8 protein-coding genes and 2 pseudogenes are annotated in these 14,282 nt (G+C 71.3%); 5 read left to right on the plus strand and 5 right to left on the minus strand.

Translation table 11 applies throughout. The annotated features are described in order from the left end of the window. Positions 1-60 precede the first annotated feature (60 nt). A complete protein-coding gene (locus tag J7F03_RS05240; RefSeq protein ID WP_285440400.1) occupies positions 61-945 on the minus strand; it encodes a TetR family transcriptional regulator in 885 nt (294 codons plus the stop codon). Positions 946-1,345: 400 nt separating this feature from the next. Between J7F03_RS05240 and rsgA the strand changes: the two genes are divergently transcribed. Continuing rightward, a complete protein-coding gene (gene rsgA / locus J7F03_RS05245; protein WP_374104270.1) occupies positions 1,346-2,494 on the plus strand; it encodes a ribosome small subunit-dependent GTPase A in 1,149 nt (382 codons plus the stop codon). Between the two features lie 112 nt (positions 2,495-2,606). Here the strand turns inward: rsgA and J7F03_RS05250 are convergent, their stop codons facing one another. The 3 genes from J7F03_RS05250 to J7F03_RS05260 form a co-directional block, all read right to left on the minus strand. After that, positions 2,607-2,984 carry a PPOX class F420-dependent oxidoreductase gene (locus tag J7F03_RS05250; RefSeq protein ID WP_214947470.1) on the minus strand — a complete coding sequence of 126 codons (378 nt, stop codon included), beginning with the start codon at positions 2,982-2,984 and terminating at the stop codon, positions 2,607-2,609. 79 nt (positions 2,985-3,063) lie between these two features. Continuing rightward, on the minus strand, positions 3,064-3,555 hold the full coding sequence (locus tag J7F03_RS05255) for a DUF456 domain-containing protein (RefSeq protein ID WP_214947471.1): 492 nt from the start codon (positions 3,553-3,555) through the stop codon (positions 3,064-3,066). A 24-nt stretch (positions 3,556-3,579) separates the two neighbouring features. After that, positions 3,580-4,557 carry a helix-turn-helix domain-containing protein gene (locus J7F03_RS05260; protein ID WP_214947564.1) on the minus strand — a complete coding sequence of 326 codons (978 nt, stop codon included), beginning with the start codon at positions 4,555-4,557 and terminating at the stop codon, positions 3,580-3,582. A 201-nt stretch (positions 4,558-4,758) separates the two neighbouring features. Between J7F03_RS05260 and J7F03_RS05265 the strand changes: the two are divergent. From J7F03_RS05265 to J7F03_RS05280, 4 genes and pseudogenes are all read left to right on the plus strand, one after another. Further along, positions 4,759-8,549: pseudogene (locus J7F03_RS05265) on the plus strand (S8 family serine peptidase). A gap of 105 nt (positions 8,550-8,654) precedes the next feature. After that, positions 8,655-10,166 carry a protein phosphatase 2C domain-containing protein gene (locus tag J7F03_RS05270; protein WP_214947472.1) on the plus strand — a complete coding sequence of 504 codons (1,512 nt, stop codon included), beginning with the start codon at positions 8,655-8,657 and terminating at the stop codon, positions 10,164-10,166. Between the two features lie 66 nt (positions 10,167-10,232). After that, a pseudogene (locus J7F03_RS05275) lies at positions 10,233-10,973 on the plus strand (thiamine pyrophosphate-binding protein); the annotation flags it as partial. Between the two features lie 30 nt (positions 10,974-11,003). Beyond that, positions 11,004-12,572 carry a recombinase family protein gene (locus J7F03_RS05280; RefSeq protein ID WP_214947473.1) on the plus strand — a complete coding sequence of 523 codons (1,569 nt, stop codon included), beginning with the start codon at positions 11,004-11,006 and terminating at the stop codon, positions 12,570-12,572. Between the two features lie 31 nt (positions 12,573-12,603). Here J7F03_RS05280 and J7F03_RS05285 read toward each other — a convergent pair whose 3' ends face one another. Then, a complete protein-coding gene (locus tag J7F03_RS05285) occupies positions 12,604-13,722 on the minus strand; it encodes an IS630 family transposase (RefSeq protein ID WP_214947474.1) in 1,119 nt (372 codons plus the stop codon). Positions 13,723-14,282 lie beyond the last annotated feature (560 nt).

The following is a 14,282-nucleotide window of genomic DNA, read 5'->3' on the forward strand; positions in this document are numbered from 1 at the left end:
ACTTCCGCGGAGCAGCACTAGGGCGCCCGGGGCCGCCGGTCTTGAACGAATCGGACACCCTCACTCGGCGTCCTCCTCCGGCGGCAGGTGCCGGTAGACCGTGGCCCGGGAGACGCCGAGGGCGGCGGCGATCGCGGTCGCCCCACTGCCCGCGGCGTGCATCCGGCGGGCGGCCTCGACCATGGCCGGGCTCATCGCGGCGGGGCGCCCGCGCCGGCCTCCGGGCACGGGCCGCCCGGTCGCGGGCGCGGCCTCGGCGGCCCCGTCCAGCAGCCGTCGTACGCCGTCCAGTACGGCCGCGCGCAGATCGGGGACCGGGGCGTCCGCGAAGAGCACCACCGGGTCGGAGAGCATCGCGATGGCCTGGGCGGCCCGCACCCGCTCCGCGAACCCCGGATCCGCCCCCGCGACAAGGGAGTTCGCCCGGAGCATGGCGTCGCGCAGGCGGGCGAAGGCCGGGCCGGGGGTGGCCAGGTCCATGTCCTGGAGGTTCAGCCGGAGCAGGTGGCGGTGCTTCAGCCAGACGTCGAGGACCCCCTCGATCGCGGCCCACCGCGCCCGGTCGGACACGCCCGACCCGTTGGCCCCACCTGACCCACCCGACCCACCCGACCCACCCGACCCGGACGCCGCCGGGGCGGAGGTCGCGGCGCGGGCCAGGGCGGCCGCCAGATCGCGGAGCATCGGTTCGACCAGGGCGCCGAGGATGTCGGCCTTGCCGGGGAAGTGGTAGAGCACCGCCGGCTTGGAGACGCCCACCCGTTCGGCGATCTCCCGCACCGAGGTCTCGTGGAAGCCGTGGACTCCGAACAGCTCCATGGCCACCCGCAGAATCCGCCTCCTGGTGTCGGAAGGCGTCTCGATAATCGACTCATTACGAGACGCGACGAAGGTAGTTCGCGTCTCGTAAATCGTCTCAGAATCTGCGGTTTCGAGGTTCTCCATGAGGAACAGCTTAGTGCCTTGCCCGACTTGGAGGCAGGTTCCTCAGATCGTCCCTGACCGACGGTAAGTCCGCGTCCGAGTCCCGATTCGGCGCCCCGAGCCTGATCCGGCGTCAAACGCGAAGAACCGCGAGAACGAGGAGGCCTCCGTGAGCGACGTCCCGCGGCCGCGACGCCCTGCTCGGCGACGCGGCCCGTAAAAGAACTGGCGCGCTCCTGAGAGGGCTTGTTACGGTGGGGACGTTCCCGCCGATCGGCGTGGGACCGCTCGTCAGTACGTTTGTACGACCCGGAGGTGAGTTCATTGATGACTGTCATGGCGCAGGGCGCTGCCCGCACTCAGAAGACCATCAATGTCACTTCTGTGGTCTCCGGCTGACCTCACACTCCTCTCGCGCTCTGTGAGCAGCGCGCCGCCGGGGCCACCCTGTGAAGGGTTTCCCTTGTCTTTCTCTTCCTTCCCGCAGGCTTCGCTCTCGCACGCCCTCAGCCCCTACGGCTGGGACGACGCCTGGGCGGCAGAGTTCACCCCGTACGCCGAGCAGGGCCTCGTGGCCGGCCGGGTGGTACGGGTCGACCGCGGCCAGTGCGACGTCATGACGGCGGACGGCACCGTCCGCGCCGACACCGCCTTCGTCACCCCGCACGACCCGCTCCGGGTCATCTGCACCGGCGACTGGGCGGTACTGGAGGCGCACGGCAATCCGCGCTACGTCAAGACGTACCTGCCGCGCCGGACCGCCTTCGTACGGTCCACCTCCTCACAGCGGTCCGAGGGTCAGATCCTCGCCGCGAACGTCGACCACGCGATCATCGCGGTGTCGCTGGCCGTGGAACTGGACCTCGGCCGCATCGAGCGGTTCCTCGCGCTCGCCTGGGAATCAGGGGCGCAGCCCCTCGTCGTCCTGACCAAGGCGGACCTCGTGCCGGACCCGGTCACCCTCGGACACCTCGTCCAGGACGTCGAGACGACGGCTCCCGGCGTCCAGGTCCTCACCGTGTCCTCGATGACCGGGGAGGGCACGGACGTGCTCGCCGCGGTGGTCGGCGGCGGTACGAGCGTGCTCCTCGGAATCTCCGGCGCGGGCAAGTCCACGCTGGCCAACGCCCTGCTCGGCGAGGACGTGATGGAGGTCCAGGAGACGCGCGACGTCGACGGCAAGGGCCGCCACACGACCACGACGCGCAACCTCCTGGCGCTGCCGGGCGGCGGCGTGCTGATCGACACCCCCGGGCTGCGGGGCGTCGGGCTCTTCGACGCGGAGGCGGGCGTCGGGCAGGTCTTCTCGGAGATCGAGGAGTACGCCCGCAAGTGCCGCTTCCACGACTGCGTGCACGAGGCCGAGCCTGGGTGCGCGGTGACGGCGGCGGTGGCCGGCGGCGAACTGCCCGAGCGACGGCTCGAGAGCTACCGCAAGCTGCTGCGGGAGAACCAGCGGATCGTCGCCAAGACGGACGCCAGGCTCCGCTCGGAGCTCAGGCGGGACTGGCGTCTGCGCTCGGCGGAGGGCCGCGCGAACTACGCGGCCAAGCGCACCGGCCGGGCCTGACCTCCCGCCGGGTCCCGGCCCGGATCCGGAAACCCGCAGCCTCCTCGGAATCACCCGGGGAGGCCGCGGGTGTACCGCTGCGCGGGGAAAGAGACGGATTACGGGACAGCCCTTAGGTGTCGAGGCCCCAGGTGAGGACCCGGGCCGGGTGGATGCGGATCACTTCCGGGCTGAAGTGGGGGCCCAGGGTGTGGGGGCCGCTCTCCAGGGTGGCGTGGCCGCGGATCTCGACGCCGCGGACCTTCCACGGGCGGGTGCTCACCAGGTCGTCCACGACCAGGGACAGCCGGGGGTTCCCGGCGAGGTTGCGCCACTTCTTCGTCGTGCCCATCGCCAGCCCGCCCACCAGGAGCGTCCCGTCGTCCTGCGGGAAGAACCCCACCGGGTTCGCCTGCGGCTGCCCGGCCGCGTCGACCGTCGCCAGCCGCCCCAGGTGCTGCGAGCGCAGGTATGCCAGTTCCGGTTCGCTGAAACCCTCGAAGTCCGTCATGCGGCAGACGATCCCAGCCCGCGCCGCCCGGCGCATCGGGCCGTGGACCTACGCCGAACGGCCCGGCCGGACGGCCGGCCTACGCCCCCACCAGCGTGCCCACCCACGCCCCCACCGCCAGCAGGCACGCGAACAGCTCCACCAGCACGCTCGTCCCCACCGCCCGCATCACCGCCCGGACCGACGCCCACGCCTCGCCGTGGGTGCCCAGCCGGCGGCGTTCGCAGAGGTAGATCCCGCCCACGAAGCCCGGCACCGTCCCGACCACCGGCAGCAGCACGAAGCCCAGTACGGCCCCCGTGCCCGCGTAGACCACCATCCGGCGGGTGACGCCCACGCCCCGGAGCCGGCGCGGGGGCAGCAGCCACTTCACCACCTGCACCACCAGCAGCAGCGCCGTCGCCCCCACCAGCAGGCCCCACGCCACCGCCGAGCGCTCGTGCAGCGCCCACCACAGCAGCCCGGCCCAGACCAGCAGGGTTCCCGGCGCGCCCGGGATCAGTACCCCGACCACCCCGAGCAGCAGCACCATCCCCACGAGGAGGAGCTGGGGCAGCTGAGGCAGATCCATCTGCTCAGCGTGCCTGGCCTGGGGCTATCGGGCCACCCAGCCCCGTTCGTAGGCGATCCAGCCCAACTGGAGCCGGGTCGTGACCCCGGACAGCTCCATCAGGCCCTTGACCCGCCGCTGCACCGTCCGCAGACCCAGCTCCAGGTGCTTCGCCACGCTCGCGTCCGTCATCCCCGCCAGGAGGAGCGAAAGGATCTCGAGGTCCGTGATGTCCGGGCCGCAGTCCCCCTCCTCCGGGGCTCCGGAGGAGCCCAGCCGCAGCGGCAGCGACTCCCGCCAGACCGCCTCGAAGAGGCCCATCAGCGATTCCAGCAGCCCCGACGCGTGCACCACCAGCGCCGCCGGCTCCGCGCCGCGCGCCGTCAGCGGCACCATGGCCAGCGTCCGGTCCGCGATCACCAGTTTGGTCGGCACCTGGCCCGTCACCCGGATGTGCTCGCCGCGCGCCAGCGCCGTCGACGCCTCCCGGATCCCGCTCGGCAGGGCCAGTACCTCCCGCTCGATGACCACCCGGTACGCGACGCCCCGTACCGAGGCCCGCTCCTCCGCCTCGTTCTCCGTCCCCGTCACCACCTGGGGGCGGCCGCCGACCAGCGCGCACACCTCTTCCGCCGCGCCCAGCTGGAGCTGGTGGAAGCGGTGGGCCACCGCGCTCGCGCCCGTCACCACCTCCACCAGATCGTGCACGGCCGGCTCTGACGCCTCCGCCCGGTACTCCTCGGCGAGCAGCGCCGCCGCCAGCTCCGCCTGCTCCAGCTCGTGCCGCTGCTGCGTGAGCAGAGCGCCCAGAGCTACCCCCGGCGGGGCCGCCACCCACCGGCCGGGCCGGGCGGAGGACTGGGCCGCCAGCCCCTGGCGCTCCAGGTGGCGCAGGGCCCGTTCGGTCTGCGGCACCGGCAGCGTCAGCCGGTGCGCGAGGTCGGGTATCTCCGCCGCCCCCAGCGCGACCAGCGCGCGGTACGCCGACTCCTGCCCCTCGTCGAGGCCTATCGCACCCAGCATCCGGTCCATCCCACCCTCTTCACATCGTTCCTGGCGGGAAGCGGCCACGGCGCGAACCCGCCGCCGACATCATCGCCGCACCCCCCGCCTCTCTGCCAAGGTGACGCCACCGCAGCACCAACATCCGCTGGCCAGAAGCCATTTACGCGGCGCTTTCGCCGTGCAATGCACCAGTTGGCCGGAATTCACCTGGGGAGAGCGATGCGTCCGATATCGCGTACGGCACTGGGAGCGGCCATCGCGGCCGTCCTGGCCGTCACCGCCGTGGGCCCGTCCACGGCACAGCCGAGCGACGGTGCGTCCGGGACAGCGAAGAGGCCCCTCACGGGCAGCGGGGCGGCGGCGCAGCAGCCCACCGCACCCGTCACGGTGACACTGGTCACCGGCGACCGCGTCCTGGTCTCCACCGACGCGGCGGGGCGCAGCGCCGCCACCGCGATGCCCCGCGCGGACGGCTCGCAACCGCTCGTGCAGACCCGCCAGTCGGGCAAGGACCTGTACGTCTACCCCGAGAGCGCGGTCAAGGCGCTCGCCGCGGGCAAGGTCGACGAGGAACTCTTCAACGTCACCGGCCTGATCCGGCAGGGCTACGACGACGCTCACACCAAGAAGCTCCCGCTCATCGCGGTCTACGAGGGCTCCGCGAGCCTGGCGCGCAGCGCCCCGCCCGTGCCGCGCGGCGCCGAGCGCTCGCTCGTCCTCGACTCCATCGGCGGTGTCGCGCTCGCCGCCGACAAGGAGAAGGCCGCCGACTTCTGGTCGGACGTCACCGGGGCCGCCACCGGCGCCCACTCGCGGTCCGCCGCCTCCGCCCCGCTGAAGAAGCTGTGGCTGGACGGCAAGGTCCAGGCGAACCTGGAGCGTTCCACCAAGCAGGTGAACGCGACCGCCGCGTGGGCCGCCGGACTCGACGGTACGGGCACCAAGGTCGCCGTCCTCGACACCGGCACCGACCTGGAGCACCCCGACCTCAAGGGCCGGGTCGCCGAGGCGAAGAACTTCACCGACTCGGACACGGCCGAGGACCGCCAGGGCCACGGCACCCACACCATCTCCACCGTCGGCGGCTCCGGCGCCGAGAGCGGTGGAGCGAAGAAGGGCGTCGCCCCCGGCGCCCGGCTGCTCAGCGGCAAGGTCCTCAACGACTCAGCTACGGCCTGGACTCGTGGATCATCGCGGGCATGCAGTGGGCCGTCGACAGCAAGGCCGACGTGGTCTCCATGAGCCTGGGCGACCCCTCCCAGCTCTCCTGCGACGACCCGATGGCCGCCGCCACCGAGGCGCTGGCCAAGAGCGGCAACACGCTCTTCGTCATCGCCGCCGGCAACTCCGGCCCCGGCAACAACACCGTCTCGTCGCCCGGTTGCGCGCCCAGCGTGCTGACCGTCGGCGCCGTCGACCGCGACGACACGACCGCCCCCTTCTCCAGCCGCGGCCCGGCCGGCCTGCAGCACACCCTCAAGCCCGAGATCGCCGCTCCCGGCGTCGGGATCTCCGCCGCCAACATGGGCGGCCGCGGGGTGTACGCGTACCAGTCCATGTCCGGTACCTCCATGGCCACCCCGCACGTCGCGGGCGCCGCCGCCATCGTCAAGCAGCGCCACCCCGACTGGACCCCGCAGCAGATCAAGGCCGCGCTGGTCGGTTCCGCGAACACCGCGATCCCCGGCGACGTACGGGAGACCGGCGGCGGCCGGCTCGACGTCAAGGCGGCCGTCGACACCACGGTCGTCGGCGCCTCCTCGCTCCAGGGCGGCGCCTACAACTGGCCGCAGGACCGCAGCGACCGCACCAGCGTCGAGGTCCCGTACACCAACCCGGGCGCCAATCCCGTCACGCTGAACCTCTCCGTCGAGAAGGTCACCGGCAACGACGGCTCCACGGTCCGCGGCCAGGTCGCCCGCCTGGAGAAGCGCACCGTGACCGTCCCGGCCGGCGCCACCGTCAAGGTGCCGCTCGCCCTGGACCCCTCCGCGAAGCTGGAGCGGTCCCAGTACGGGGACGTCGCCGGCCGTGTCGTCGCCACCGCCGACGGCGTGCACGTCTCGACCCCCTTCTCGCTCTACGTGGAGCCCGAGACGGTCACCCTGCGCGTCAGGCTCGTCGACCGCGCGGGCAAGCCGGCCGCCGGCCCGTCCTCCCTGGACGTGATCGGCACCGACGACGCCTCCGGTGAGCGCCGCTTCAACGACGGCTCCGCCGACCAGGTCTACCGGGTCCGCCCGGGCGCGTACTTCCTCTCCGCCTTCGTCGGCACCCCCGACGCCGGCGAGAACGCGACGATGACCGACTCGCTCACCTACCTCGGCCGTCCGCAGACGGAGATCAAGAAGGACACGGTGATCGTGCTGGACGCCCGCAAGGCGGCCAGGCTGAGCATCGGGACCGACAAGCCCACCGAGGCGCGCGGCACCACCCTCGCCTTCTCCCGCTACTGGGACGAGGCCTGGCTGCACGCGGGCACCGCCATGGGCGGGCGCACCATCCGCGGCTACTACGCCTCCGTCGAGGGCAAGGCGAAGGACGGCGAGTACGAGTTCGGCAGCTACTGGCGGGCGGCCGCGCCGCTGCTCTCCGAGCTGAAGGCGGACGGCGGCCCGGTGCTGCACCCGCTCACCGCCTCCACGGGCAGCGACAACCTCGACGGCACCGGCAGCGCCCCGCTCGTCGACGCGGGCGCGGGTACGGCCGAGGAGCTCGCCGCCGTCGCCGCCAAGGACGCGATCGTGCTGGTCAAGACGGAAGACGCATCGCTGTACGAGATCGCGGACAACGCGAAGAAGGCCGGCGCCAAGGCCGTCCTCGCCCACCGCGACGCCCCCGGCCGCTGGCAGGGCTTCACCGGCTACGCGGGCGGCGCGCTCCCGGCCATGTCCATCGAGGCCGGCGAGGGCCAGGCCCTGCTGGCCAAGCTCGCCAAGGCCCCCCAGGGCAAGGTCACGCTGAGCTGGAAGGGCAACGCGAAGAGCCCGTACGTCTACAACCTCGCGCAGATCGAGAAGGGGCAGGTCCACGGCGACCGCACCTACCGGGTGCGCGACCGGGACCTCGCCACCGTCGAGTCGGCCTACCAGTCGATGGGCGTCGCGGCCGACTTCATCGACGTCACCGGCGCCTACCGCCCGCTCGGCAACGCCGTGTACTTCGGCAGCCTCGACACCGTCGCGGTGCCGGGCAAGCGCACGGAGTTCTACTCCGCGGGGGACACGGCCTGGGACCACCTCGTCTCCAGCAGCTTCCCGTGGGGCGAGTTCATGACCGACCAGCACCGCACGTACAAGGCCGGCTCCCGGCGCGCCGAGAACTGGTACGACGGGGTCATCGGCCCGGTGGCGCCGCGCGACACCGCGGGCAAGGAGCTGCTGGCCGCCGAGCGCCAGGGCAACCTGATCGGCTTCGCCTCCGCGATGTGGGGCGACAGCGGGCACTACGCGCAGCAGGGCGGCTTCGGCGACCTCGGCAACGTCTCGCTCAAGCGCGACGGCGAATCGCTGGGCGACAGCGGCTACCCGTCCGGGGTCTTCGAGGTCCCGGCCGGGGAGGCCACGTACGAACTGACCCAGCAGATCGAGAAGTTCGGCCAGCCGGCCCGGACCTGGCAGCGCTCCCAGGCGGTCCTCACCTCCTGGACCTTCCGCTCGAAGCTGGACGCCGCGCAGTACTCGCAGCCCCTGCCGATCCTCTTCCCGCGGATCTCCGCTCCGCTGGACGGCATGAAGACGCTCGCCGCGGCCGACGGCCAGAAGATCACCCTCGGGGTCGGCGGGCACGCGGGCTACACGCCCGGCGCGCTCAAGTCGGCCAAGCTGTCGTACTCGTACGACGGTGAGAGCTGGACCGAGGCGAAGGCGAGCGCGAGCGGCGGGCAGTGGGCGGCGACCGTGGACCACGCCGGCGCCGCGGGCAAGCAGGTCATGCTCAAGGTCGAGCTGACCGACACGAACGGCGCCACCGTCACCCAGACGGTCGCGCGGGCGTACGGCATTCGCTAAGTAGTACGCCGAATACGAGGGGGGTCCATCGGACGGCGGTCCGATGGCCCCCCTTTTCGTGAGTTCGCCGTATTCCGGCCGCTCCGGGGCCCGACAATGAGGGCCATGAGTCAGCAGGGCGCGGACGACTGGTGGCAGAAGCTCTACTACGAGGACCCCGACACGGGCCCGGACCCCGACCCCCGGGACACGCTGGACCACCGCTTCCGCTCGGCGGCGGTCCTGGTGGCCAGACCGGCGGTCCCGGCACCCCGCAGGGACCCGGAGCGGCCGGCGGAACGGGCACCGGCCCCGGCGTCCGGGCCGCCGGAGCCGGTTCCCGAGTCCTGGCCGGTGCCGGACGACCGCCCGCCGGCGCTCGGGACCGCGCCCGGTTCCGCGGCCCTGCCGGAGCCGGAGGCCGCGTACACCGACTCGGTGCTGCCGCCTCCACGGGATCCCCGGGAAGGCGGGCAGACCTGGTACGCGCTGGGCGACGTCGCCGTTCCGCCCGCGCTGCCCGCCGAGGCGGAGCCGGGATCAGGCTTCGGCCCCGGCCTCGGCCCCGGCTTCGAACCCGGGTCCAGCCCCGGTGCCGGATCCGGCTGGGACTCCGGTCCCGACTCCGGTGCCGGTTCCGGCCCAGGGGGCCAGGCCGATCCCGGACCCGCTCCGGGCCTTGACGCCGGCCCCGGTCCAGGTGCAGACTCCGGGGCTGACGCGGACGCGGACGGGGACGCGGACGGGGCCCGGGCCTCCGGGCCGGAGCCGGTGGAGGAGCCTGTTCCGCCGCGGCCGGCGGTCACGCATCTGGGGGACCGGCCGCCCACCTACGCCGCCGAGCCCGTCGCGCTGCCCGCCGCCGATCCGGGCGGGCTCGACGCGCTGACCCCCGACACCGTGCTGGAGGGGGCCCAGTACGGCGCCTACACCCTGCGCGCCGCCTCCCTGCGCGGGGACTCCGCCCGGTTCCGGGGCGAGGCCCGGCGGGACTTCCTGCTCACCGCCCGCTTCGGCAGCGGCCCCGACGCCCTGGTCCTGGTCGTGCTCGCCGGCGGGGACCGGGCCGCGCCCGGAGCCGCCGAGGCCGCCGCCGAGGTGTGCCGGTCCGTCGCGGGGGCTGTCGGGCGGAGCCAGGAGCGGCTTGCCGACGACATCCGCGCCGGGCGCCGCGAGGCCCTGCGCTCCGGGCTCCAGCGGCTCACCGACCGGGGTTACGGGCGGCTGCGCGCCCGCGCGGCCGATCTGGGCCTGGAGGAGGACGCGTACACGGCCGGGCTGCGCGCCCTGCTGCTGCCCGTCGATCCGCAGTGCCGGACCAGGGTCTGCTTCGGCGCGGGCTCCGGCGGGCTGTTCCGGCTCCGCGCGGGGCAGTGGCGGGACCTGGAGGAGGTTCCGCCCGCGGACGCCGGCGGGTTCCGCTTCCGGGCCTCCGTGGCCCGGCCCGGGGACACCCTGCTCCTGTGCTCCGGCGGCTTCGCGGACCCGATGCGGGAGGAGGAGCCGCTGTCGGCGGAGCTCGCCGCCCGCTGGTCGCGGACGGTCCCGCCGGGCCTGGCGGCCTTCCTCGCGGACACCCAGCTCCGCCTCAAGGGGTACGCCGACGACCGGACGGCCGCCGCGGTCTGGGAGGCGTAACCGGACGGACCGTGCATGGATGGGAGGCGCACGCGGCAGAGCCGAACCGGAAAGGGCGCCCCCTCCATGGCCAAGCAGAACGTGGCGGAGCAGTTTGTCGACATCCTCGTACGCGCGGGCGTGCGGCGGATGTACGGAGTCGTCGGCGACAGCCTCAACCCCGTCGTGGACGCGATCCGCCGGACGGGCGGCATCGAGTGGATCCAGGTCCGCCACGAGGAGACCGCCGCCTTCGCGGCCGGCGCCGAGGCCCAGATCACCGGCCGGCTCGCCGCCTGCGCGGGCTCCTGCGGCCCGGGCAACCTGCACCTCATCAACGGCCTCTACGACGCCCACCGGTCGATGGCCCCGGTCCTCGCGCTGGCCTCGCACATCCCCTCCACCGAGATCGGCCTCGGCTACTTCCAGGAGACCCACCCCGACCGGCTGTTCACCGAATGCAGCCACTACAGCGAGCTGATCTCCAACCCGCAGCAGATGCCCCGGGTCCTGCAGAGCGCCATCCAGCACGCCATCGGCCGCAGCGGGGTCGGGGTGATCTCCCTGCCGGGCGACATCGCCTCCCTGCCCGCGCCGGACAAGAGCATCGAGCACGCGCTCGTCACCGCGCGGCCGACTGTACGGCCCGGCGACGGGGAGATCGACAAGCTGGTCCGGCTGATCGACGAGGCCGACAAGGTGACGCTGTTCTGCGGCAGCGGCACCGCCGGGGCGCACGCCGAGGTGATGGAGTTCGCCGGCCGGGTCAAGGCCCCCGTCGGGCACGCCCTGCGCGGCAAGGAGTGGATCCAGTACGACAACCCGTACTGAGTGATCCTGCGCATGTACACTCCCGTCATGACTACGCGAGTGCTGGGCGCGCGCCGCCTCAGCCGCATGACCGACACCTCAACGTCGTTCGACCGCCAGGGACTTGCCATCGAGGACGTTACTCGGGCTATCGGGGGGCGAGTGGTCGACTGGGCAGACGACCCTGACGTCAGTGCCGCCAAGGTAGCGCCCAAGGATCGCCCCGAGCTTGGCCCCTGGCTTCTCCGTCCCGACGAGTATGACGCCATCGCGTGGTGGCGCCTGGACCGTGCCGTGCGCAGCATGCGGGACATGGCATGGCTCGCCGGATGGGCACGCGACCATAAGAAGCGGCTGATCTTCGCTGAGGGCCCCGGGGGCGGACGCCTGGAACTGGACATGACGTCACCCATGTCCGAGCTGATCCTGATGATCCTCGCCTTCGCCGCACAGATGGAAGTGCAGGCGATCCAGGAGCGCACCAGTGGCGCTAGTGAGTACCTCCGGACCGTCGGCCGCTGGAGCGGAGGGCGGATTCCCTTCGGTCGAATTCCGGTACCTCACCCAAGGGAAGAGAGCGGGTGGTGGCTGGACAAGCACGATGACAGCGCCGAGATCATCGAAGACATTGTCAGCCTCGTACTCGACAAAAAGAGCTATAACGCCGTCGCTGCGTGGCTGAACCTCAAACACCCTGCGAAGACACCCGCCAACCACCGGCGCGCACTGGCGCACCCGCCGCGGGAACCGAAGGAAGACGCGCGCTGGAATCCCGGGATGGTTAGCTCGCTCCTGCGGCAGCCTTCCCTTCGCGGATGGGGAATGCTGAATGGTGAGCCCGTGCGGGATGAAGAGGGGGAACCCGTCAAGATTGGCCCTCCTCTCATTGACGATGTCACGTGGCGCCGGCTTCAGGTCGAAATGGACAGTCGAGAGCTGCCCGACGCGGAACGCAACAAGTCCGACGCACACCCGCTTTTGGGCGTGCTCTTCTGCGGCACATGCGGGGGCAAGCTGTATCAGGGTTGGATGTCTCCCGGGCCCAATCGGAAGGTGGCCAAACGCCAATACCGGTGCGCAGCCAAGGCACATGGCCGTGTGTGCGCGAAGCCGGCGTACGTTTCCGCCGATCCGGTTGACGCCTACGTTGACGAGAAGTTCACCGCCCACTTCGGGAGAGTGGAGCTTGTGGAGGTCATCACCATCCCCGGCGTTGACCACCGAGACGAGATTGCGGAACTGACTGCGGATATCCAGACACTGGCAGGGCAGCTCGGCAACATGCGTGGCGCAGCAGCCGCAGCCGTCGCCAAGCAGCTCCAGGGGCGTTCGGACAAGCTGGAGCGGCTGGAGGCCCAACCCGTCGTCCCCGCCCGCACAGAAGAGGTGCGCACAGGTGTGACGTACGCAGAGGCATGGATGCGTGCCAAGGCGCGGGGCGATATCGGGGAGTGCCGCGAAATGCTGCGCAACGTCGGCGTGCGCGTAGAGGTGGGGGAGACGTATCGGGGGGCCCGGGACGTCACGGCACGGCTGAGCTTCGATATCGTGACGCCCGATCACGTCGACCTGGAGCAGGATGCCTTGGACGATGCGGCCTATCAGTCATCGCTCTAGTGCGTTGGCCACGAACGTTCGCCGGGTTTGATCAGGCGGCTTTGAGTCGTGGGCGACCCCAGCGTTGCTGGCGTTCGCTGCGGACTTTGGCACGTTCACGGCGTTGGGCGGACAGGACGTCGGGGTGACGGGCATTGGCGTTGCGCCACCGCAGGTAGTCCTGGAGTTTCCGGGCGAGCACCGTGTGGTTGGGGTGGTTGGAGCCGCCCATGACGAAGTTACGCAACGGTCCGAACTGGGCCTCGATCGGGTTGGCCCACGATGCACTGGTCGGCGTCAGGCACAGCTCGACCTTGTTCCTCCCCGCCCAGGTCCGGATCGCTGGGGTCTTGTTCGCCGACAGGTTGTCCATGATCACGTAGATGGGGGCGCCGTCGGGCCGGGCGGCCCGGATCGACTTCAGCGCCGCCAGGCTATGGTCACCGCCTTTACGGCGGCGGGTCACACCCCACAACTGGTCGTCACCGAGGGAGTAACAGCCGTGGAAGTACCGGATGCCGTGAGTGCGGTGATAGGTGGCCGGCAGCCGGTCCGGTTTCTTCGCCTCGGCCCAGCTGGAGCCGTGGCAGGGGCGGATGGACAGCGGGCCGAACTGGTCGAAGGCGAAACACCGGTCCGGGAAGTGGCTGGTCACGTGCTCGATGCGGTCGAGTTTGGAGTCTTTGTCGGGGTCCTTGGACTCCTTCCAGGTTCGGGTGCGCTGGAAGGAGATCCCGTGCTCGCGCAGGATCTGCCGGAGTCGTTCCCGGCCGATCTTCACCGTCCTGACCCGGTTGCGGGCCGGGTAGTCGGTGAGCTTACGAAGGCTCCAGTGCGTGAAGGGGCGACCCAGCGCGACCGGGCGGGTCTTGGCCGTCGCGATGATGAACTCGCGTTCGTCATCGCTGATCAGGCGGGGACGGCCTCCCGCCCACTGAGGGTCCAGGGCGGCCAGGCCCTTCTCGTTGAACGCGTGGATCACGTCCCGGACGGTGTCCTCGTGGGCGGCGACCAACTGCGCGATCGCCGTCACGGTGGTGCCCGATGCCGACGCCATGATGATCAGTGCCCGACGGACCCGCACCGACTCGTGGCGGCCCCGCCGGACGATCTGCTGCAGTCTCTGTCCCTCTTGATCAGTCAACCGCCGTGCCCTGACCGGCTCTGCCATTCAAGACCTCACTCTCATCAGCAACCACATTGCCAGCGAGAGTGAGGCCGTCAGACCCCGACACCGCGAACATCCACCGGCGTGTCACCAGACCCGGTCAAGGTTCGTGGCCAACGCACTAGATAACGACTAGGTAACGAAGGCTGTACGGTTGACGGGCGAATGTGGACGCGGCTCATCGCCCTCCCTCGTCAGCCGAACATCCTCCCCCAGCCGCGCGGTTCTGAGTTATCCACAGCCCGCCTGTGGATAACTGCATTAAGTAGCAACTGAGCACGTTCAAGTTACTCTGCGTGCATCGTCGCGTCGAAACCTCGCTCAAAATGGCAAACTAACCCCAATACCAGTGACTTAATGATCCCAGGCGCGTGGGACCTTCACTGGTGGGTTGATCGGGGCAGTTTTGTGGTGCGGGGCGATGGTCACGGCCTTGGCTGGGTCGAGTGTGGGCTGCGGCCAGAGCCGGTGCTCGGCTCGTCTGACGCCGAAGTTGGACATCTTGCGTTTGACGACGCGGGCGTTCGAGCGTCGGCGGCGTAGGGGCAGCAGGTGGCGGGCTA

The sequence above is a fragment of the Streptomyces sp. ISL-43 genome, from assembly GCF_018614195.1.
GTDB lineage: Bacteria > Actinomycetota > Actinomycetes > Streptomycetales > Streptomycetaceae > Streptomyces.